Genomic DNA, 18,914 nt, shown 5'->3' with positions numbered 1-18,914 from the left:
GCAAATAACTATCATAAAGTCCAGTTTACCACGCCGGAACAATACTTAGCCGAGCTTTTGCAAATAGAGCTTTCTGGCAGAAAACAAAGTAAAATAAAACGACTTATCAAAAAAGCCGGTTTTCCCAATATAAAAACCCTGGAAAATTACAGCTTTAGCAATATAAATTTTCCCCAAACAATAAGCATCGAAGAGCTCACCGAGCTTACCTTTATTGAAAAGCAGCAAAACATAATCATGCTTGGGGAAGTGGNTACAGGCAAAACCCATTTAGCTATAGCTTTAGGAATTAAGGCCTGTAGCCTTGAATATAAGGTCAAATTTTACCGGGTAGTAGACCTGGTAAACCTTTTAACCGAAAACCTCAAGAAAATGAATTTACGGACCTTTTTACGGGAGGTGAGGCAAAACGATTTATTAATTCTCGATGAATTAGGTTTCACCCCAATTCATAAAGATGGTGCCGAGCTACTATTCAATGTAATATCAGACTATTACGAGAAAAACAGCATCATAATTACATCAAACCTGGAATTTAGTAACTGGAACACCGTTTTTCTTGATAATCGGCTGGCAGCAGCCGCGATAGACCGCCTTATTCACATAAAACCGCATTCTATAGCTTCTGTTAATACCCGTTCAAAAATCGCATCAAAAAGGTCACTTTCTTTAAACCGTCTTTCATAGTTCTTGCCGAAGGTTGAAAAATGAGGTATTTTTTCCTGCAAGCCGTAACCTAAAAACCAACGATAAGCTACATTAACCTCTACTTCTTTAATAGTTTGACGCATTGAACGGATTCCATAGAGGACTTGGAGCATAAGCAGTTTAACTAATACCACAGGATCGATGCTGGGTCTACCTGTATTTTCACTATATAGGTCTTTTACTTCGTCATAAATAAAGTCAAAATCAATACTGTTTTCAACAGCTCGCAAAAGATGATCTTCCGGTACCAAGTCTTCAACACTTACAAATTCAATCTGGCTTGTCACTTCACGATTTTTCTTACTTAACATATTCATCTCTCCCAGATATTATTTCTAATTCTATTTTAAAACAAATATGTTCTTTTTTGGCTATATATTCAAAAAAAAACTGTCGACAAGCTACTTTGTCGACAGTCTGAAACTTCCCGGCAAAACCGGGAAGTTTTTTTTTAATAACAAATGCGGTAAGATTATGTTAGAGGTGATAGGATGAAGCGATTTTGGGGGTTACTTTTTTTACTCCTTTTTGGCTTTAATAAATTAGTCCTGGGTGGAGAAGTTATTGTCAAGGGCATTGTGGTTGAGTCGGATTTAGAAGGAAAGCATTATGAATTAAAAGTTACCGATTCCGGAAATTTAAGTAAACCCGAGCCCTATTATGTCTTATACGGCGAACATAACTGGCAAAGCTATGTGGGAAAGGAAGTGGTGGTGGAAGGGACCGTCTTTGACGGTTACAGTATTTACATGAAACCCGGGTTAAAGGTTACCGCGGTAAGTCTTCCCGGAGAAAAGGTTAACCGCACATTTAAGGAAAATCTTCCCTATTATTTGGGACTTGTTTTGGTTGCCGGACTTTTTGGCTACTATATTTTTTTACGATACTTTAAAAAGAAGTAAGGAGAGTTTACCGTGTATCCTATCAGTTTAAATTTAACTGGGACCCCCGTATTAGTCGTAGGTGGTGGTCGGGTTGCCCTTCGGAAGGTGCAAAATCTTCACCGAGAAGGTGCAAAAATTACCGTAGTTGCCCCGAAAACTCTTCCGGAATTAATGAGTCTGGCCCAGAGCGGGCAAATTAAACTTTATCTGCGGGAATTTCAGGAAGAAGATTTATCCGGCCCCAAGTTAGTCTTTGCTGCCACCGATAATTCAGAGCTTAATAAAAGAATAGCTAACCTTTGTCAAAGACTGGGGATTTGGGTCAATGTAGCCGATAATCCCGAGGAGTCCAATTTTATTGTTCCAGCGGTTTGGCGCCGGGGAGGTTGGGAAATAGCTGTGGGGACTTCGGGGTTATCTCCCCTGGCGGCCCGCCTTTTAAAAGAAGAGCTTTCCCGGTTAATTGATCCTGCCTGGGATGATTACCTGAAATTTTGGGGGGAATTACGTAAAGCCTTAAAGGAAAGCAATATTGAGAAAAATAGGAGGGAAGAAATTTTAAAAGAAGTAGCCAAGATTTATGATTACCGGAAGTTTTGCCGGGAAAAACCTTCGGTAAAATTAATCTTGGAAAAATTTAAATAAAAATATTTTCACAAAGCAGGATTTACGAAAAATTTTACGAATTATCTTAATAAAAATTGAATATTGTAACTTTAAGGTGCCTTTACGGCTTAAAAGGGAAGTCCGAGCCCAAAAGTTTTGGGTAACGGCGCGGTCCCGCCACTGTAAGTAGGGAGTTACCCCAATATCTCCACTGGTTTTTACCGGGAAGGATGGGGTAACGATGAACTACAGCCAGGAGACCTGCCTTAAAGTTTGGTTCGAAACCTACGCGGATAGGTGGAGAACGGGAGTTTGGTTATAAGTCCCCTTCTACCGGCGTAGGAGGGGATTTTAATTTTTAAAAAGGATGGTGGAGGGCATGTTAAAAACCAAGTTTCGCTTATTGTTTCTGTTAATTTTTCTTTTAATTCCCACCCCGGTTCTTGCCATGCATATTATGGAAGGGTTTTTACCGGTAAAATGGGTGATTTTCTGGGATCTTGTTACTTTACCTTTTATAGTGGTAGGTTTTATCCGTTTGCAAAGGGAAGCTACCCAGGGGCCGGGAGCTAAACTAATGTTAGCTTTTGCCGGAGCGTTTATCTTTGTTTTATCGGCGCTAAAAATGCCTTCGGTAACGGGCAGTTGTTCCCATCCTACCGGAACGGGGTTGGCTGCAATTTTATTTGGGCCCTTTATCACGACCGTATTAGGTTTTATTGTTTTGATTTTTCAGGCTCTTCTTTTAGCCCACGGTGGACTTACCACCCTTGGTGCTAATACTTTCTCCATGGCAGTTGCCGGACCACTGGTAGCTTACGGGGTTTATAAAGGGTTACAGAAAGCCGGAATTAATAACAATTTTAGCATTTTTTTAGCAGCCATGCTGGGAGACCTGGTCACCTATATCGTTACTTCGGTCCAACTGGCGTTAGCCTTTCCGGGAAGTTCACTTTTTTTAAGTGCTTTAAAATTTATGGGAATCTTTGCCTTAACCCAAATTCCTTTAGCTATAAGTGAAGGGATTTTAACGGTTTTAACCTATAATTTCTTGAGCCGTTATGAAGATGCCAAAATATGGGTAGAAAAGGGTGAGCATTAATGAGAACGTTTACCAATATCATCCTGCTAATTTTGGTAATAGCGTTAATTGCGGTTCCAATGTTTTTAGTTAAGGGGGAATTTTCCGGCGCCGATGAATTAGCCTCCCGGGTGATTGAAAAGCAAGACCCCAATTATAAGCCCTGGTTTTCCCCCGTCTGGGAACCGCCCAGCGGCGAGATAGAGTCGTTTTTATTTGCCCTGCAGGCGGCTTTGGGAGCCGGGGTTGTAGGTTTTTATCTTGGGTACTTGAAGGGAAAGAAGGAAGGAAAAAATGTTAACGGAACAGTTGGCCTATCAAAGTCCTTTAAGGAAAATTGACCCTGTTTATAAACTTCTTTTTTCCTTTACGCTTTTATTCCTGGGGTTAACAGCTCCCAATCCTTTTTTTACATTACTCCCTACCCTGGGGGTGGTAAGCTTTTTTCTGGTGAGAAAGGGAAAAATCCCCGGGCAAATTTTTCTTAAGTACTTGCTTTTACCGGGAGGTTTTTTGCTGGCAAGCTTAATCGGGATAATGATTGACTTCCGGCCAGCTCCTTATGTTAACTGGCAAAATTTGTTTTTGGCTTTAAATGCCGGCGGTCGTGCCCTTACTTCTATTCTGGGTTTGTATTTTTTAATTTTTTCTACTCCCCTCCTGGATTTAATAGCGGGACTTTCGAGACTTGGTATTCCTCAATTTATAATTGAAATAATTATTTTTATCCACCGGTTTATTTTTATATTCTTCGAAATAGCCGGGGAAATCATTAAAGCCCAGGAAGCAAGGCTGGGCTACCGGAATTTTCGCCGGGGCATCTACTCCTTTTCTCTCTTAACTACCGGGATTTTTAAAGGAGGATTTGCCCGGGTGGGACAAATGACCATTTCTTTAGAAAGCCGGGGATACAACGATAAAATTGTATTTTTACAACCGGATTATCAAAATCAAAATTACCCCTTACTATTTTTGGGTATAGTAGTTGTGCTGGCGCTCTTTACTTATGGAGGTGCTTTTATTTGGAGGAGCTTTTAACCGTAAAAGGATTAAAATACGTATATCCAACGGGAAATGTGGCTTTAGACAGCTTAAGTTTGGAGATTAAAAAAGGTGAGCGGCTTTTTGTCTTAGGGGAAAATGGCGCCGGAAAAACCACTTTTTTTCTCCACTTAAACGGGATTTTAAAACCAACCGCAGGAGAGCTATTTTGGCGGGGGGAAAAGTTTTCGTACAAAAAGGATTTTTTGTTACGACTTCGGCAAAAAGTTGGGGTGGTGTTTCAGGATCCGGAGACCCAGCTTTTTGCCGGTACGGTAGCGGAAGAGTTATCTTATGGGCTTTTTAATCTCGGGTATTCAGAAAGTAAAGTGCGGGAAAAGGTGGAAGAAACTTTAAAAGAGCTCGGAATTTGGGAGTTGAGAGACCGGCCGATAGCTTCGCTTAGCCTGGGTCAAAAAAAGCTTGTCGCCCTGGGAGCAATTTTGGCGATGGAGCCGGAGCTTTTAGTTTTGGATGAACCGACGGCGTTTTTGGACCGGTATCACACCCGCCTCTTTTTAAATATTGTTGAACGGCAGTGGCAAAAAGGGATTACGATTGTCGCTGCTACCCATGAAATTGATTTGGCGTACCGTTTTGCCGACAGGGTAGCGGTTTTACATGCCGGAAAACTTTTGGCTTTAGGGCCGCCCGAAGAAATTCTCCTGGAATCCCGGATTTTGGAAAGCGCAAACCTGGAAGAGCCATGGCTTTTAAGGGGCAGCAAAATTTTAAAAGATAGCGGGCGGCTTTTAGCTCACGAATATCCGGTAAAAGAGGAAAAAAAGTTCTGGGAAGTACTTGGCCGGGTAAAAACTCCCCGTTACGGGGTAACTACCGGTACTGTAGCCGCGGCAGCGGCTTTGGGAGCAGCCCGTTTCTTGCTGCTGGGGGAAAAAATGAAGGCAATTACCATTAATACGCCGGCAGGAATAACTTTTACTTTAACCCCGGAAATTTTAGAGAAAAATGCGACGGAAGCGGTTTGCGGCATTAGAAAAGAGGCAGGAGATGATCCGGATGTCACCGATCAGGCTTTAATCATAGCCCGGGTACGTCGGCAAAACTTCCCGGGGATTACCATAAAAGGAGGACGGGGAGTGGGAGTTGTCACGGAACCGGGGCTTGCTGTACCGGTGGGAGAAGCGGCAATTAATCCGGTTCCGCGGCAACAAATCAAAGAAGCGCTGGAGCCGCTAATTTTGGGCGGGGAAACGGGGTTGGAAGTGATTATTGAAGTGCCCGAAGGGGAGAAGCTGGCGTCACAAACATTAAATCCGATTTTGGGGATTAAAGGCGGTATTTCCATCCTGGGTACCCGGGGTATTGTCGTACCTTACTCCCGGGAAGCTTATATCGAGTCCCTGCAACTCCAGCTAAAAAGGGCGTTATATTTGGATTTAAAAAGACTTGTTTTTGTTTTAGGCAATAAAAGTAAAAGAGTAGCCCAGAGGTTAAATGTTCCTGCTGAAGCTATTGTCGAAACTGGTAATTATCTGGGGGATATGCTGAAGATTTCTGAGAACGAAGGGGTAGAGAAAATTTTAATAATAGGGTACCTGGGAAAACTTATTAAAACTTACCTTGGCATTTTAAACCTTCACAGCCAGGTGGCCCGGGGCCAAAAGGAGGCTTTAGCGTTATTTTTATATTCCCTTGGAGAAAGTCAGGAGTTAATTAATAAAATTTACTCCACCAAAAACGTGGAGCAGGCCCTGGAAATTTTGAAGAGCGCCGGGAAAGACCATTACCTGCCTTTACTTGCCCGGGCGGTTAAAGAAAAGTTAAAGAGCTATTATAGCGGTCTTACCATGGATGTGGCTTTTACCGATATATCGGGGGCGATTATTGCCACAACCTTTGACCGCCTTGAGGAGGGATGGCCGTGGGATGGGTAAAAGTCGTGGGGGTCGGCCCGGGAAGTCCCGAGTATCTTACTAAAATTGGCGAAAGGGTAATTGGGGAGGCGGATTATGTGGCCGGGGCGGAAGAACTTTTAAAAACTTTTGCTCCGGATAAAAAACATCTATCTTTTGGTGAATTTGGCGCGGTTTTAAAGCAAATAAAAGATTTATCAAGAAGTTTTAATATTGCTCTTCTTTTGCGGGGCGATACCGGCTTTTACAGTTTATTAAGAAAGATTGAAAGAGAACATCCAGGACTTGTTACCGAGGTAATACCGGGGATAAGCTCGGTGCAGTTAGCTTTTGCCCGCTTGAAAAAATTGTGGGATGGGGCTGCTTTTTATTCCCTGCACGGAAGAAACCTTCCGGAGAAATTAAAAGAAGAGTTTACGGTCCATGTATTTTTATTAGGAAAGAAAATCAATACCTCTTCCCTAAAACAACTTTTGCAAAAACACGGCCTGGAGGGAGCTACTTACTATTTACTTTATGATTTAAGCTATCCGGAAGAAAAAATTATAAAGCTTTCTTTTGCCGATTTACCTCCAGAGCTTTCAGGGAGGGGGATATTAATTGCTGAAAGATGAAGATTTTTATCTACCCGGAACTCCTTATACCAAAGAAGAAATCCGGGCAGTTCTTTTAAAAAAGCTTAACCTGAAAGGCGATGAGGTGGTCTACGAAGTAGGGTCAGGCTCGGGTACTATTACGGTGGAGCTGGCTTTAAGCCTTCCCCGGGGTAAAGTATATGCTTTTGAAAAAGACCTTCAAAGGTTGGAAGTAATTAAAGAAAATCTACGAAGATTTTCGGTAAGGAATGTGGTTTTACTACCCCAGGCCTTACCCTGTGATTTATCCGCCTATCCTCCACCGGATATGGTGGTAATTGGTGGAAGTTCTAATTTAAAAGAAGTATTAAAGCAGGTTGGGGCCTGTTTGAAAAATGGTGGGGTCCTTGCAGGTTTGGCAGTTACCCTTGAATCATTAGCTATTTACCAGGAGTTTTTTCAAAACAGCTCTTTTACCGATTTTGACGGGATTAGCATAGCGATTACCAGGTTTAAAAAAGCAGGAAGCTATCATATCCTGAATGCGCAAAATCCCGTATTTATCTTTACCGGAAGGAAAAAGGGGGAAAAAAATGGCTAAACTTTATGTAGTGGGTGTTGGTCCGGGGGACCCCGAGCTTATTACGGTGAAAGCTATGAAGATTTTGCGAGGGGTACGGGTTTTAGTTTTTCCCGGAAAAAGGGCTTTTAAAGTTGTGGAAAGTTTTCTTGATAATGATAAAGAAATTCTCTTTTTTAATTTTCCCATGGTGGAAGACGAGGGGCAAAAACGGGAAGCGGCGCACACCTTTGCCCAAAAAATTTTAGAGTATTTAAACCGGGAAGAAGTTTCTTTTTTTACCCTGGGAGACCCGGGTTTATACAGTACCGCTGGATATTTATTGGAGGCGCTAAAACAGTTAGGTTTTGCAGGGGATATAGAAATAGTTCCGGGGATAAATTCCTTTTCACTGGCAGCCGCTAAGTCTTTCTTTAACCTGGCTTTTGAAGATGAAAAAGTAGAAATCCTATCGACTTTGCCGGAAGATTTTACTTTTGAGCCCAAAACTACCTATGTTTTTTTAAAACTTTCCTCCTATTACGACCGCTTTTTAGAGCTGGTAAAGGAAGCAAAGATCCAGGGATATTATTTTAAAGAGCTTGGTACCGAAGAGGAAAAAATCTGTTCTTTTAATGAACTTCCCGAAAAAACCGGGTATTTTTCCCTGGCCTTGGCGAAGAGGGGGAATTAGCCGTGAAAGTTTATTTAGTAGGCGCCGGACCTGGAGATCCCGAGTTAATAACTGTTAAAGGAAAAAAACTTTTGGAGGAAGCTGATTTAATTGTTTATGCAGGCTCCCTGGTTAATCCCGGACTTTTGGAATATGCCAAACCGGAGGCGGTGAAAGTTGATTCGGCGCCCAGAACTTTAGAAGAAATAGTGGAGATAATGGTCGAGTATGCTCGAGCCGGAAAAATTGTAGTACGCTTGCAGACCGGAGACCCAGCCCTCTATGGGGCAGTAGAGGAACAAAAAAGAGCTTTAAAAGCCTATGGAATTGAGCTGGAATGGGTGCCGGGAGTTAGCTCTTTTCTTGGTGCGGCTGCCCGCCTGGGTTACGAATTAACCGTTCCAGACGGTACCCAGACGGTAATTTTAAGCAGGGTTGCCGGAAGAACACCGGTGCCGGAAAAAGAAAACTTAGAGGAATTGGCTAAAATTGGGTCAACCCTTGTGCTCTTTTTAAGTGTGGATAAAATTGATGAAGTTGTCGCCCAAATTTCCCGGGTAAGAGCTCTTGATACTCCGGTAGCGGTAGTTTATAAAGCTACTTTTCCCGAAGAAAAAATTGTTATTGGCACTTTAGCGGATATTGCTCAGAAAGTAAAAGAAGAAAAGATTAACAAAACCGCCCTTATCTTTGTAGGGGAGTTTTTAAATCCGCCCCCTACTCGCTCAAAATTATATGCTCCCGATTTTACTCATGGTGGGAGAAGAGAAAGTGATTAAGAATTTAATAATTTTTTACTTTACCGCAGCCGGCGAAACTCTGGCCCGGCGCCTTTTAACCCTAAAGCTTGGGGGGAACGTTACTCTCTTTTCCGGTAAAAGCGCGGAAATTAAAAACTGTCTTAAAAAAAACTGGAACAACGATACAGCTTTTCTTTTTATCGGAGCCTTAGGAATTGCGGTTCGCTTAATTGCTCCGTTTATCAAAGATAAGTTTTCCGACCCGGCGGTAGTTGTGGCCGATGAAACGGGTAAATACTTTATAAGCGTTTTATCCGGTCACTTTGGCGGTGCCAATGAAATCGCCAAAATCCTGGCCCAAAATTTAGGTGGAGAAGCGGTAATTACCACCGCCACCGATGTTCAGGGTAAAGTTGGCTTGGATGTTTTAGCCAGAAAATACGGCTTAAGGTATGCTGACCGGGAAGTTTTTAAAAGGGTAAATGCTGCCTTAGCCCGGGGAGAAGAGGTTAAGTTTTTTTCTAAAGCTTTGCCTTCAGATTTTCCCTATCCTTACCGGGCAGAAATTGAAGAGGAGTTTTCTGGCATTAAAGTATTGATTTCGCCGTATCTTATTGCTCTAAAACCCAATGAATACCAGCTCTATCCTCCGGCGGTTTGGGTGGGTATAGGCTGTCGCCGGGGAGTAGAGTTTACCCTGCTGGAAAAGGCAGTTTTAAAAGCTCTACAAGAGGGCGGTGTTTCTTTAAAAGGTGTTGCCGGAATAGCCAGTATCGATCTTAAAAAAGATGAGACTGCTCTCCTGGAGCTGGCGGCGAAATACGGGCTTAAAACAAAATTTTTTACGCAGGAGGAACTTTTGGAAGTAATTAATACAAAAAATTTACAACAATCTTCTAAAGTTTTAACAAAAGTAGGGGTGGGAAATGTATGCGAAGCGGCGGCTATCAAAGCGGCAGGGATGGGGAATTTAATATTACCCAAGAAGATTTTTCCAAAAGTGTCAGTAGCTCTGGCGGAAGCCTTGCGGTGGTGGGAATAGGACCGGGAGGAAAGGAAGAACTGACTCCTTTAGCCTTAAGTTACCTCCAGCAGTGTACGGTAATAATTGGTTATAAAACCTATATTGATTTAGTTAAATCTTTAATTGGTGAGAAAAAAGTAGTGGCTTACGGTATGAAGGAAGAACAAGCGCGAGCTTTAGAAGCTATCAACCTTGCTCTTTCGGGGGAACGGGTAGTGGTGATATCCGGCGGTGATGCTGGAGTTTATGGAATGAGCGGGGTGGTATTAGAGGCTTTAAAGGAGAAAAATATTTCCCCCCGGAAAGTAAATTTAACAATTATTCCGGGTATTACTTCTGCTTTAAAAGCAGCAAGCTTACTGGGATCACCTTTAAACCATGACTTTTGCTTGATAAGCTTATCAGACCTCTTAACTCCCTGGGAGGTAATTGAGAAACGGCTCCGGCATGCAGCTTTAGGAGATTTTGCTATCGCCTTGTACAATCCCCAGAGTCACCGGAGAAAGAAGCTAACTAAAGCCATTGAAATTTTGCTGGAGTACAAAAATCCCGCAACTCCAGTAGGGATTGTTCGGGAGGCCGGAAGATTGGAAGAAGAAATCAAGCTAAAAACTTTAGCGGAAATTACCGAAGAGGATGCCGATATGCGCACGGTAATAATTATCGGAAATAGCCAGAGCTATTTTTATGAAAACTTTATTATTACACCTCGGGGGTATAAGTGGTGATTTTATTGCTGGGAGGCACCAGTGAAAGTATTTTAATTGCCGATTTGCTCGAAAAAAAAGGTTTACCTTTTATTTTATCGGTGGCGTCAAATTTGGGCCTGATGCGGTTTAAAAAATATGAAAAACCTTTGCGGGCTGGAGTCCTGGATTTTCATGGCCTTCTGGAGTTTGTTCAGAAAAATGGGATAAAGTTAATAATTGATGCTACCCATCCCTTTGCTAAAAATGCCAGTGAAAATGCTATCAGGGCGGCCCAGGTATTAAATATACCCTATATCAGGTTTGAGCGCCCCAGGGATGAATTAAAAAATCCCCTTATCATAGAGGCCATTGATTTAGAAGCTGCATTAAGAGAACTGCCGCAACTTGGTAAGCGGCCATTAATAACTGTGGGAGTAAAAATGCTTCCGGAAATCATCAGAAAAAGTGCTGTTTTAGGGCAAAAGCCGGTAGTCAAAGTTTTGCCCTTAACGGATAATTTTACCCTTTTGGATGATTTAGGAATTCCTCCCGAGGACCGGCTTTCCTTTTGGGGTCCGGGAAGCCGGGAGCTTATTTCTCAGCTCATTAAATTTTATTCCCTGACCGGTCTTTTGACCAAAGAAAGCGGCGGTTTAGGAGGAGAAAGGGAAAAGGTAGAAAGCTTTTTAAACCAGAGTTTACCGGTAATTTTAATAAAACGTCCTGAGGTTTTTTACCCTCAATCGGTATCTACTTTGAACCGTTTGGAAGAAATTTTAACATTGGAGGCGGAAAAATGGAAAAAGCAGTAGTTTTGCTGGCTCACGGTTCCCGCGTGGCGCAAGCGGTGGAGAAATTTCGCGAAGTGGTAGGAAAGTTAAGGGAGCGCTTTCCCTTCCGGCTCGAGGAGGCGTTCATGGTAAGGGCTAATCCCAATTTAAAGGAAGCGCTTTTAAGGTTGTATCAGGAAGGATACCAGGAAATTGCCGTTTTCCCGGTTTTTCTATTTGAAGGTCTTCATTTAGTGCACGATATTCCGGAAGAAATTGACCAGTTAAAAGCCCAGTATCCCGATTTAAAGATTACGGTTTATAAACCTTTAGGTGAAAAAGAACAATTTATTGAATTTTTAGCGGCGGTGTTGGCCAATGAATTATGAATTTTTAATTAATCCCCGGGAGATTGAACAAAAAAGCTTTGCAATTATTGAAAGTTTAACGGGACTTGGTAATACTCCTGAAGACCAGGTAATTAAACGGGCAATCCATGCATCGGGTGACCCGGATATTAGAAAGGATTTTCGTTTTCATCCCGCGGCTATCGACCGGGGGCTTGCCGCTTTAAAAAACAAAAATTTAATTATTACCGATGTGGAAATGGTCCGTGCGGGAATTACTGGTTATGCCGGCGAGGTAGTCTGCGCGATTCGCGAGGAAGCGGTTAAAAGAAAAGCTTTAGAAAATAAAGTTACCCGGGCGTATCAGGCGATGATGGAATTAAAAGATAAAATGGAAGGAGCAGTAATAGCAATTGGTAATGCCCCGACCGCTCTGTTGGCTGTAATTGGACTTATAAAAGAAGGGGTGAAGCCGGCGCTGGTGGTGGGAGTGCCGGTGGGCTTTGTTGGAGCAAAAGAAAGTAAGGAACTTTTGCTGAACTGTGATGTGCCTTATATCACGTTACTGGGCACTAAAGGGGGCAGTACCATTGCGGCAGCAATAGTTAATGCTTTAATTAAATTATCCAGGACCGGAGGGAAATAAAGTGAAGGTTTTAATTACCGGCGGGGTGCGCTCGGGCAAAAGTAGTTTTGCGGAAAAGTTAGCGACCTCTTTCGGGGAAAAAGTGGTATATGTGGCTACCGCTACTGCTGGTGATGAAGAGATGCGTGAGCGGATTGCCAAACATCAAAGCCGTCGTCCCCCTAACTGGGTCACGGTGGAGGAGCCGGTAAATTTACGGGACGTTCTTTTAACAGCCCGGGGAGATGCGGTTCTGGTCGATTGTCTAACCCTCTGGGTTACCAATTTACTTCTTAAAGAAGAAGATGTGGTTGGTAAAGCTTATGAAGTAGTAGAAATATTTCCCAGGATTACCGTTCCGCTTATCTTTGTTACCAACGAAGTAGGTTCAGGAATTGTTCCCGATAACCCGTTAGCCCGTAAGTTTAGGGATGTAGCCGGCCTTGTCAACCAAGTTTTTGCTAAGTACTGCGATGAAGTTTACCTTACCGTGGCGGGAATACCGGTAAAAATCAAGGGGGTGAACTAATGGCCAGGGCGATAATGTTTCAGGGAACCGCTAGCCATGTAGGAAAATCGGTGCTGACTTTAGCTTTAGCACGGGTGCTTTATCAGGACGGCTTTAAAGTTGCCCCCTTTAAAGCGCAAAATATGGCTCTAAATTCCTACGTAACCCTGGATGGCGGAGAAATGGGTAGAGCCCAGGTAGCCCAGGCGGAAGCCTGCGGCCTTGAACCTCGGGTAGAAATGAATCCAGTTTTGTTAAAACCCTCGTCCGATAAAGGTAGCCAGGTTATAGTTTTAGGTAAGCCTATTGGTCACTATTCGGCCAAGAGCTACCATCTTGAGCGGCGCAGTATGGTTTGGGAAGCGGTAAAAAAAGCTTACGAAACTTTAGCTCAAGAATTTGATTTTATTGTGATTGAAGGTGCTGGAAGTCCGGCGGAAGTGAATTTAAAAGCTTCCGACATTGCCAATATGAAAACCGCTTTTTTAGCCAATGCCCCGGTTATTCTGGTAGCGGATATTGACCGGGGAGGAGCGCTTGCTTCCCTGGTAGGGACAATGGAACTTTTAGAGCCCGAGGAAAGGAAAATGGTGTGCGGCTTTATTTTAAATAAATTCCGGGGAGACCTGGAATTATTAAAGCCTGCCCTTACTTTTTTGGAAGAAAAAACCGGTGTTCCGGTTTTGGGGGTAATGCCTTACATTCCCGAACTTTTAATACCCGAAGAAGATTCGGTAAGTTTGGAAGAAACTGTTAGTAACCGGGAGAAAGATTTAAAAATTGGCGTGGTGTGGTACCCCAGGATTTCCAATTTTACCGATTTTGAAATATTCCAGTATGAACCGGACGTGGAGCTTATTTACATCAAAACTCTTCAGGATTTTCGGGACGATTTTGACCTGGTGATATTGCCGGGAAGTAAAAACACCGTAGCCGATTTAAACTATTTAAAACAAAAAGGCCTTGACCAAATGCTCTACGCTTATGTAGAGAAAGGAAAACCCCTGATTGGAATTTGCGGTGGCCTCCAGATGCTTGGAGAAAAGATTTTGGACCCCGATTTGGTGGAGGGAAAGGAAACGGAGGTTAAAGCCTTAGGAATCCTCGATACTGTTACCGAATTTCGCGGGGATAAAATTACCCGGCGGACAAGTACCCGGGTTACCAGGGCCGATGGCTATTTCTTTCTCCAGAGGGAAGAAATCTCCGGCTACGAAATTCACCACGGCCGAACTTTTCTTTCAGGGGAAAGAAGTAATGTATTGGATAATACGGAAAATCCGCTGGTATTTGCGCGTGGTAGAGTTCTTGGTACCTACCTGCACGGGCTTTTTGATAATGACTTTTTTCGCCATCGCCTTTTAAATCGGTTGCGGCGGGAAAAAGGGCTTGACGGGATTGAAAACCGCCCGACTTCCTTAAAAAACCTGCGCCAGGAAAATTATGATAAAATAGCCCGGGTGTTCAGGGAAAACGTTAACTTGAAGAAAATTTACGAGATTCTGGGGATCTGAGATGAAAGGAATTTTTATTACCGTGGTTATTGCCTTGATACTGGACATTGTCTTTAAGGATCCAGGGCAAGATTATCATCCGGTAGCTTTAATTGGTCGTTATATTGCTTTTATAGAAAAAAAGCTTTACCCGAAAAAGCCTGCCAAGAAAGCCTTAATCCTTCGCGGTGGTTTACTGGTAGGGCTGACCTTATTGCCGGTAAGTTTCATAGCTTTTATCTACCAGCATTTTACCCAGAAGCTACCTTTTCTTTTCCAGGTTGTTTTTCAGGGGGTCGGGCTGTTTTTTGCCATAGCCCCGACCGGTTTGGCTTTTTCGGTTAACACCATAAAAAACCACCTGAAAGATGGTAACCTTGCTGAAGCCCGAAAAAGTCTTGGAATGATTGTTAGCCGTGATACCAGGGAATTACCGGTGACGGAAGTGGTAAGGGGAAGTTTGGAGAGCCTTGCCGAAAATACCGGCGATGGGGTAGTGGCTCCCATATTCTGGTATTTAATTGGAGGACTTCCTGGAGTATGGTTTTACAGGACGGTTAACACTTTAGACAGCATGGTGGGCTATAAAAGTGAAAGGTATCTTTATTTCGGGCGCATTGCGGCAAAATTGGATGATCTTTTAAATTACCTTCCCGCCCGCATCACGGGAGTTTTAATGGTTTTAGCAGCATTTATCTTAAGATATGACTGGAAAAAGGCAATAAAAACCTGGCTTAGAGATGCCAGAAAACACCCGAGCCCCAACGGCGGAATTCCCGAAAGCGTCCTGGCGGGATGTCTTGGGGTCAGGCTTGGAGGCGAAAACATTTACCACGGGCAGAAAAGCTTTCGGGCTTATTTAGGTGAACCGCTAAATCCGTTAACTCCGGAAGTAATAGACAGGGCTTTAAAACTTTTCTGGCTTACGGTAATTTTAATGGTTTTACTTTTTGGCGGTCTCTTTGCGGTAGGAGGGGTATGATGAAAGGGTTTATTATAAGTGGTACCGCTACCGGAGCAGGTAAGAGTACCCTAACCGTTGGTATACTGGCAGCTTTAAAACATTTGGGCTTAAAGGTGCAGGCCTTTAAGGCTGGGCCTGATTACCTGGATCCTACCTACCACCGTTTAGCGCTTGCTAAGCCTACCTATAACCTCGATGAGATCCTGACTTCTCCGGGATTGGTTCGCCGTCTTTTTTACGAAAAAGCTAAGGCAGCGGACGTGGCGGTAGTGGAGGGGGTAATGGGCTTATTTGATGGCCGGGACGAACAGTTTTCCGGGAGCACTTACCGTTTGGCCAAGCTTTTAAATCTTCCGGTAATTTTAGTGGTCGACGCCCAGAATCTTGGTACCACCGTAGCAGCTCAAGTTTACGGTTATCTTAAATTTAAAAAAGATATCAAAATTGCCGGGATTATTTTAAACAAAGTTTCGGGGAAAAACCATGCGGAACACCTCTTATCTGCCTTGAAACCGTTAGGGGTTAAGGTTTTTGGGGTGTTTTACCAAAACGAACTTCCCAGACTTAAATCCAGGCATTTAGGCCTTATCCCGGCCACCGAAGAGCGGAATATCGTAGAAATTATTAAAGAAATAAAAGATAAAGTGCTGGCAAAAATTAATTTTGCTGACTTGCTGGCAACTTTACCGGAGTTAACTGTTCCGAAAAAGCTTCCGGCAATTAAATACCCCGATTTACAAGGAAAGCGCGTAGCGTATGCCTTTGATAAAGCTTTTAATTTTTATTACCAGGAGGCAATTGAGTATTTGAGAAGATCTAACGTCGAAGTCTTTGCGGTAAGTCCCTTAAACGATTCTGATTTTCCTCCCGTAGACTTACTTTTTTTGGGGGGTGGTTATCCCGAGCTTTTTGCCAGGGACTTATTTTTAAACCAAAAATTTATCCAGAATTTAAAAAAGAAAATCCAGGGTGGTCTTAGAGTTTATGCGGAATGCGGCGGTTTTATTTATTTAACTTCCGGCGTTAAGGTTAAGGAGCAAACTTATCCTTTGACCGGTATATTACCCGGGGAAATGGAATTAACCGATAAACTTCAGGGCCTTGGTTATTATCGGGGAAAGCCGGTTGGAGGCTACCTCGGGAAAAATTTTCAAAATGAAATCTGGGGGCATAAATTTCATTACTCCACTTATACAGGGCCGCAGGACAATCCTGCGTATCTCTTACGGAAAAACGGACGGGAAGCCTTTGATGGGGTGGCGAGAGACAATATTTTTGCCTCGTTTTTACATCTTAATTTCTACGGTAAGGCCGATTTAGTAAAGACCCTTGTAGGTGGAATAAAAGGATGAAAATAAAAGCGTATGTTTGCGGTACGGCGGGAGAACTGGTTCAGGGAAGTATTGGCGGAAAAGATTTTTTATTAACTGCCCCGGTTAACATAGGGAATACAGTTGAAATTGCTCTTAACGAAAAACTTGATATTCCCGAAGATCGACCCAAAATCAAGCGGTTAGTGGAAATATTTTATAGTAAGTTTTCGATTAAACATAAATTTACCATAAAAGTTACGAGAAATCTTCCCGAAGGCCGGGGCATGGGCAGCAGCACGGCGGATTTAGCCGGAAGTTTGGCTGGGATGTTAAAGCTAAGTGGCATTAGAATTAACCGCGGGGAGTTTTTAAAAATCTTAACCCAGGTTGAGCCAACCGATGGGAGCTTTCTTCCGGGAATTTCTCTCGTTGACCACCGCCGGGGGAGTTTTTGGTACCGGATAGCGGCGGCAAAAAACTATAAAATATTTTGGATTGATACCGGCAAAGCGGTAGATACGATTGCCTTTAACCGGCGGGAGGACTTAAAGGAGCTAAATCGGCTTAAAGAGCCCAAAGTGCGTCAGGCGCTCAAAATGGTGTTCTGGGGTTTAAAAACCGATAATCCCTATCTTTTTGGGTGGGGGGTGACCGTTGATGCTTTTGCCCACCAGTTAATATTGCCTAAAGAGGAACTTTTCTGGGTTTACAGGGTTGGTAAAGAACTGGGAGCGGTGGGGGTTAACGTGGCCCATAGCGGCAGCGGGATTGGCCTTTGGTTTCATAATTCGTGGTCACAGGAAAAAGAAGAAATCTTAAGAAAAGAGTTTTCTTCCTATACATGCCGGGTATTAACCCTGGTGGATGGAGGAATTACTTTGGAGGTTCATGATGCTTGAACACGGGGGAAATAAGCAACTTTTTTACGAAAAATACGGGGTTTTACCGCGTTACGATTTTAGCGCCAATTTAAACCCCCTGGGTCCACCCAGAGACGCTCTTAAGCTTTTGCGGGAAAACTTAAAGGAGTTAATTTCTACCTATCCCGATTATCGGTACCGGAAGTTAGAAAAGGCGGCTTACGGGTATTTTCAAAAGGAAGAAGTAGTTCTGGGAAACGGGGCTTCATCACTTTTAAACTATTTACTTTTTTATCTAAAACCTTCCCGGGGGTTAATTATCGGACCTACTTTTAACCTTTACGAAAAAACGCTAAGAAATCGCGGGATACCGGTAGAAAAGCTGGACTGTGCTTTAGAGGAGAAAGGGTATAGTAATGCCAGGGCTTATCTTTTGCAAAAAGGCCGGAAGGGAGATTTATTGTTTATTTGCCGGCCAAACAACCCTGATGGCTCTGCCTGGCCCGTAAGTGAATTATTTAAATTAATTGCTTTATGTCAGGAAAAAGGGATAAAGCTTCTTTTAGATGAAAGTTTTGCCGATTTTATGGAAGATGAGAGGGAAATCTTTTGGCGAAATTCCGGAAAGCTAAAAGATGTCTATATCTTAATTTCCCTTACCAAAATTTTTGCCATTCCCGGTTTAAGGCTTGGAGCTTTAATCTTACCGGAAAAGGATTATAAAGATTTTAAAAAATTTTTACCCGAGTGGGAGATAAATAATCTGGCAGCGGAGATAGGGCCGGTACTTTTTGCCCAGAGGGATTATCTGTTAAAAACCAGAGCTTTAATAAAAAAAGAAAGGGAGTATTTAAGCCAAAATCTTTTTCGTCTTGGCTTTCAGGTTTTACCGTCCAAAGCAAATTTTTTAATGACTTATCTTCCTGAAAGTATCAGCTCAGAACAGCTTCTTTCTGAACTGGCAAAATACCGGATAGCTGTAAGACCGCTTCAAAATTTTGGCTTGAAACGGGAAGCGGTGCGGATTGCGGTAAAAACCCGGAAAGAAAACCGGGTGCTTATAAATACCTTAAAAAATATTTTATTCAAGGAGGTTTTTTAAATGAATATCAGAACCCTTACTACTTTAGCAATTTTAATTGCCTTAAGCGCCGTTGGCGCCTTTATTAAAATTCCCAGTCCTACCGGAACCGTAGCTTTGGATAGTTTACCCGGTTATTTTGCGGCCCTTTATTTGTCTCCGGGTTTGGGAGCTTTGGTGGCTGCTCTGGGCCATTTGCTTTCCGCCGCTACTGCAGGTTTCCCCTTGACCTTACCGCTCCACCTGTTAGTTGCGCTGGAGATGGCCATTTTTGCTGCGGTATTTGGAGTTTTAGGTAAGCGCAATGTTATTGTAGGTATTGTGGTGGCTACCTTATTAAATGGAGTCATAGCTCCCCTTTCCTTTGCCATTATGCCCAAATTTGGCATGGCCTTTTTCACCGCCATGGTTGTACCCCTTTTGGTGGCATCGTTTGTTAATATTTTGCTGGCCGGTTTAACTGCCCGGGCTCTTCGCGGGAAAACGGAGAGATGAG

23 protein-coding genes, 1 pseudogene and 1 riboswitch are annotated in these 18,914 nt (G+C 43.0%); of the genes and pseudogenes, 23 read left to right on the top strand and 1 reads right to left on the bottom strand.

From position 1 onward, the window contains the following. Nucleotides 1–57 precede the first annotated feature (57 nt). Nucleotides 58–687 (top strand): IS21-like element helper ATPase IstB, encoded by a 630-nt coding sequence (gene istB, locus CARFE_RS14920; RefSeq protein WP_245570776.1) that lies wholly within the window; start codon nt 58–60, stop codon nt 685–687. Here istB and CARFE_RS0109505 read toward each other — a convergent pair. Beyond that, a pseudogene (locus tag CARFE_RS0109505) lies at nt 603–1,019 on the bottom strand (IS1182 family transposase); the annotation flags it as partial. The gene istB and the pseudogene CARFE_RS0109505 sit on opposite strands and share 85 nt — an antisense overlap. Nucleotides 1,020–1,199: 180 nt before the next feature. On the opposite strand from CARFE_RS0109505, the gene CARFE_RS0109500 reads away from it, so the two are divergent. The 22 genes from CARFE_RS0109500 (at nt 1,200) to CARFE_RS0109390 (ending at nt 18,913) form a co-directional block, all read left to right on the top strand. Beyond that, entirely contained in the window at nt 1,200–1,610 is a 411-nt protein-coding gene (locus tag CARFE_RS0109500) for a hypothetical protein (protein ID WP_028052597.1), read from the top strand. A 12-nt stretch (nt 1,611–1,622) separates the two neighbouring features. Beyond that, a complete protein-coding gene (locus CARFE_RS14915; RefSeq protein WP_051250269.1) occupies nt 1,623–2,237 on the top strand; it encodes a precorrin-2 dehydrogenase/sirohydrochlorin ferrochelatase family protein in 615 nt (204 codons plus the stop codon). 57 nt (nt 2,238–2,294) lie between these two features. After that, nucleotides 2,295–2,481, top strand: a riboswitch (cobalamin riboswitch). Nucleotides 2,482–2,577: 96 nt separating this feature from the next. Beyond that, nucleotides 2,578–3,300 (top strand): energy-coupling factor ABC transporter permease, encoded by a 723-nt coding sequence (locus tag CARFE_RS0109490; RefSeq protein ID WP_028052596.1) that lies wholly within the window; start codon nt 2,578–2,580, stop codon nt 3,298–3,300. Beyond that, nucleotides 3,300–3,620, top strand: a complete 321-nt coding sequence (locus tag CARFE_RS0109485; RefSeq protein ID WP_011343686.1) for an energy-coupling factor ABC transporter substrate-binding protein — start codon at nt 3,300–3,302, stop codon at nt 3,618–3,620. The genes CARFE_RS0109490 and CARFE_RS0109485 overlap by 1 nt, the downstream gene beginning before the upstream one ends. Then, the gene (cbiQ, locus tag CARFE_RS0109480) at nt 3,574–4,317 is read left to right on the top strand and encodes a cobalt ECF transporter T component CbiQ (RefSeq protein WP_028052595.1); all 744 of its coding nucleotides are present in this window, start codon (nt 3,574–3,576) and stop codon (nt 4,315–4,317) included. The genes CARFE_RS0109485 and cbiQ overlap by 47 nt, the downstream gene beginning before the upstream one ends. Continuing rightward, on the top strand, nt 4,302–6,218 hold the full coding sequence (gene cbiD / locus CARFE_RS15670; RefSeq protein ID WP_051250268.1) for a cobalt-precorrin-5B (C(1))-methyltransferase CbiD: 1,917 nt from the start codon (nt 4,302–4,304) through the stop codon (nt 6,216–6,218). The genes cbiQ and cbiD overlap by 16 nt, the downstream gene beginning before the upstream one ends. Then, nucleotides 6,206–6,811 carry a precorrin-6y C5,15-methyltransferase (decarboxylating) subunit CbiE gene (cbiE, locus tag CARFE_RS15665; RefSeq protein ID WP_051250267.1) on the top strand — a complete coding sequence of 202 codons (606 nt, stop codon included), beginning with the start codon at nt 6,206–6,208 and terminating at the stop codon, nt 6,809–6,811. Before cbiD ends, cbiE begins: the two co-directional genes overlap by 13 nt. Then, nucleotides 6,798–7,373 carry a precorrin-6Y C5,15-methyltransferase (decarboxylating) subunit CbiT gene (gene cbiT, locus CARFE_RS14900; RefSeq protein WP_051250266.1) on the top strand — a complete coding sequence of 192 codons (576 nt, stop codon included), beginning with the start codon at nt 6,798–6,800 and terminating at the stop codon, nt 7,371–7,373. Before cbiE ends, cbiT begins: the two co-directional genes overlap by 14 nt. Then, nucleotides 7,366–8,025 (top strand): SAM-dependent methyltransferase, encoded by a 660-nt coding sequence (locus CARFE_RS0109455; RefSeq protein ID WP_028052594.1) that lies wholly within the window; start codon nt 7,366–7,368, stop codon nt 8,023–8,025. The genes cbiT and CARFE_RS0109455 overlap by 8 nt, the downstream gene beginning before the upstream one ends. A gap of 2 nt (nt 8,026–8,027) precedes the next feature. Then, nucleotides 8,028–8,783 (top strand): precorrin-4 C(11)-methyltransferase, encoded by a 756-nt coding sequence (gene cobM / locus CARFE_RS0109450; protein ID WP_028052593.1) that lies wholly within the window; start codon nt 8,028–8,030, stop codon nt 8,781–8,783. Further along, nucleotides 8,776–9,786, top strand: a complete 1,011-nt coding sequence (locus tag CARFE_RS14895) for a cobalt-precorrin 5A hydrolase (RefSeq protein ID WP_051250265.1) — start codon at nt 8,776–8,778, stop codon at nt 9,784–9,786. The genes cobM and CARFE_RS14895 overlap by 8 nt, the downstream gene beginning before the upstream one ends. Then, nucleotides 9,774–10,496, top strand: coding sequence for a precorrin-3B C(17)-methyltransferase (gene cobJ / locus CARFE_RS0109440; protein ID WP_028052592.1), 723 nt, complete (start codon nt 9,774–9,776; stop codon nt 10,494–10,496). Before CARFE_RS14895 ends, cobJ begins: the two co-directional genes overlap by 13 nt. Then, a complete protein-coding gene (gene cobK, locus CARFE_RS14890; protein ID WP_051250264.1) occupies nt 10,493–11,269 on the top strand; it encodes a precorrin-6A reductase in 777 nt (258 codons plus the stop codon). The genes cobJ and cobK overlap by 4 nt, the downstream gene beginning before the upstream one ends. Beyond that, on the top strand, nt 11,254–11,616 hold the full coding sequence (locus tag CARFE_RS14885; RefSeq protein WP_011343696.1) for a sirohydrochlorin chelatase: 363 nt from the start codon (nt 11,254–11,256) through the stop codon (nt 11,614–11,616). The genes cobK and CARFE_RS14885 overlap by 16 nt, the downstream gene beginning before the upstream one ends. Then, nucleotides 11,606–12,220 (top strand): precorrin-8X methylmutase, encoded by a 615-nt coding sequence (locus tag CARFE_RS0109425; protein ID WP_028052591.1) that lies wholly within the window; start codon nt 11,606–11,608, stop codon nt 12,218–12,220. Before CARFE_RS14885 ends, CARFE_RS0109425 begins: the two co-directional genes overlap by 11 nt. 1 nt (nt 12,221) lies before the next feature. Further along, nucleotides 12,222–12,728 carry a bifunctional adenosylcobinamide kinase/adenosylcobinamide-phosphate guanylyltransferase gene (cobU, locus tag CARFE_RS0109420; RefSeq protein ID WP_011343698.1) on the top strand — a complete coding sequence of 169 codons (507 nt, stop codon included), beginning with the start codon at nt 12,222–12,224 and terminating at the stop codon, nt 12,726–12,728. After that, entirely contained in the window at nt 12,728–14,221 is a 1,494-nt protein-coding gene (locus tag CARFE_RS0109415) for a cobyric acid synthase (protein WP_028052590.1), read from the top strand. The genes cobU and CARFE_RS0109415 overlap by 1 nt, the downstream gene beginning before the upstream one ends. Before the next feature lies 1 nt (nt 14,222). Beyond that, on the top strand, nt 14,223–15,182 hold the full coding sequence (gene cbiB, locus CARFE_RS0109410; RefSeq protein WP_028052589.1) for an adenosylcobinamide-phosphate synthase CbiB: 960 nt from the start codon (nt 14,223–14,225) through the stop codon (nt 15,180–15,182). Further along, nucleotides 15,182–16,516: a cobyrinate a,c-diamide synthase gene (locus tag CARFE_RS0109405; RefSeq protein ID WP_028052588.1), complete on the top strand. Its 1,335-nt coding sequence runs from the start codon at nt 15,182–15,184 to the stop codon at nt 16,514–16,516. The genes cbiB and CARFE_RS0109405 overlap by 1 nt, the downstream gene beginning before the upstream one ends. After that, a complete protein-coding gene (locus CARFE_RS0109400; protein ID WP_028052587.1) occupies nt 16,513–17,376 on the top strand; it encodes a GHMP family kinase ATP-binding protein in 864 nt (287 codons plus the stop codon). Before CARFE_RS0109405 ends, CARFE_RS0109400 begins: the two co-directional genes overlap by 4 nt. Continuing rightward, nucleotides 17,369–18,439 (top strand): pyridoxal phosphate-dependent aminotransferase, encoded by a 1,071-nt coding sequence (locus CARFE_RS0109395; protein ID WP_028052586.1) that lies wholly within the window; start codon nt 17,369–17,371, stop codon nt 18,437–18,439. Before CARFE_RS0109400 ends, CARFE_RS0109395 begins: the two co-directional genes overlap by 8 nt. Continuing rightward, nucleotides 18,440–18,913 carry an ECF transporter S component gene (locus CARFE_RS0109390; protein WP_011343705.1) on the top strand — a complete coding sequence of 158 codons (474 nt, stop codon included), beginning with the start codon at nt 18,440–18,442 and terminating at the stop codon, nt 18,911–18,913. It abuts the gene before it with no gap. Nucleotide 18,914: the final 1 nt, after the last annotated feature.

The organism is Carboxydothermus ferrireducens DSM 11255, from assembly GCF_000427565.1.
GTDB lineage: Bacteria > Bacillota > Z-2901 > Carboxydothermales > Carboxydothermaceae > Carboxydothermus > Carboxydothermus hydrogenoformans.
Note: the sequence above shows the minus strand (reverse complement) of the source record. Positions and strands in the feature narration are given on the sequence as shown.

Bases quoted from the DNA above. Each gene is read 5' to 3' on its own strand.
- CARFE_RS0109500 (WP_028052597.1), top strand. From the start codon at position 1,200: ATGAAGCGATTTTGGGGGTTACTTTTTTTACTCCTTTTTGGCTTTAAT.
- CARFE_RS0109395 (WP_028052586.1), top strand. From the start codon at position 17,369: ATGCTTGAACACGGGGGAAATAAGCAACTTTTTTACGAAAAATACGGG.
- CARFE_RS0109415 (WP_028052590.1), top strand. From the start codon at position 12,728: ATGGCCAGGGCGATAATGTTTCAGGGAACCGCTAGCCATGTAGGAAAA.
- CARFE_RS0109405 (WP_028052588.1), top strand. From the start codon at position 15,182: ATGAAAGGGTTTATTATAAGTGGTACCGCTACCGGAGCAGGTAAGAGT.
- CARFE_RS14885 (WP_011343696.1), top strand. From the start codon at position 11,254: ATGGAAAAAGCAGTAGTTTTGCTGGCTCACGGTTCCCGCGTGGCGCAA.
- cbiQ (WP_028052595.1), top strand. From the start codon at position 3,574: ATGTTAACGGAACAGTTGGCCTATCAAAGTCCTTTAAGGAAAATTGAC.
- CARFE_RS0109400 (WP_028052587.1), top strand. From the start codon at position 16,513: ATGAAAATAAAAGCGTATGTTTGCGGTACGGCGGGAGAACTGGTTCAG.
- CARFE_RS0109390 (WP_011343705.1), top strand. From the start codon at position 18,440: ATGAATATCAGAACCCTTACTACTTTAGCAATTTTAATTGCCTTAAGC.
- CARFE_RS0109425 (WP_028052591.1), top strand. From the start codon at position 11,606: ATGAATTATGAATTTTTAATTAATCCCCGGGAGATTGAACAAAAAAGC.
- CARFE_RS0109490 (WP_028052596.1), top strand. From the start codon at position 2,578: ATGTTAAAAACCAAGTTTCGCTTATTGTTTCTGTTAATTTTTCTTTTA.
- CARFE_RS0109455 (WP_028052594.1), top strand. From the start codon at position 7,366: ATGGCTAAACTTTATGTAGTGGGTGTTGGTCCGGGGGACCCCGAGCTT.
- CARFE_RS0109485 (WP_011343686.1), top strand. From the start codon at position 3,300: ATGAGAACGTTTACCAATATCATCCTGCTAATTTTGGTAATAGCGTTA.
- cbiB (WP_028052589.1), top strand. From the start codon at position 14,223: ATGAAAGGAATTTTTATTACCGTGGTTATTGCCTTGATACTGGACATT.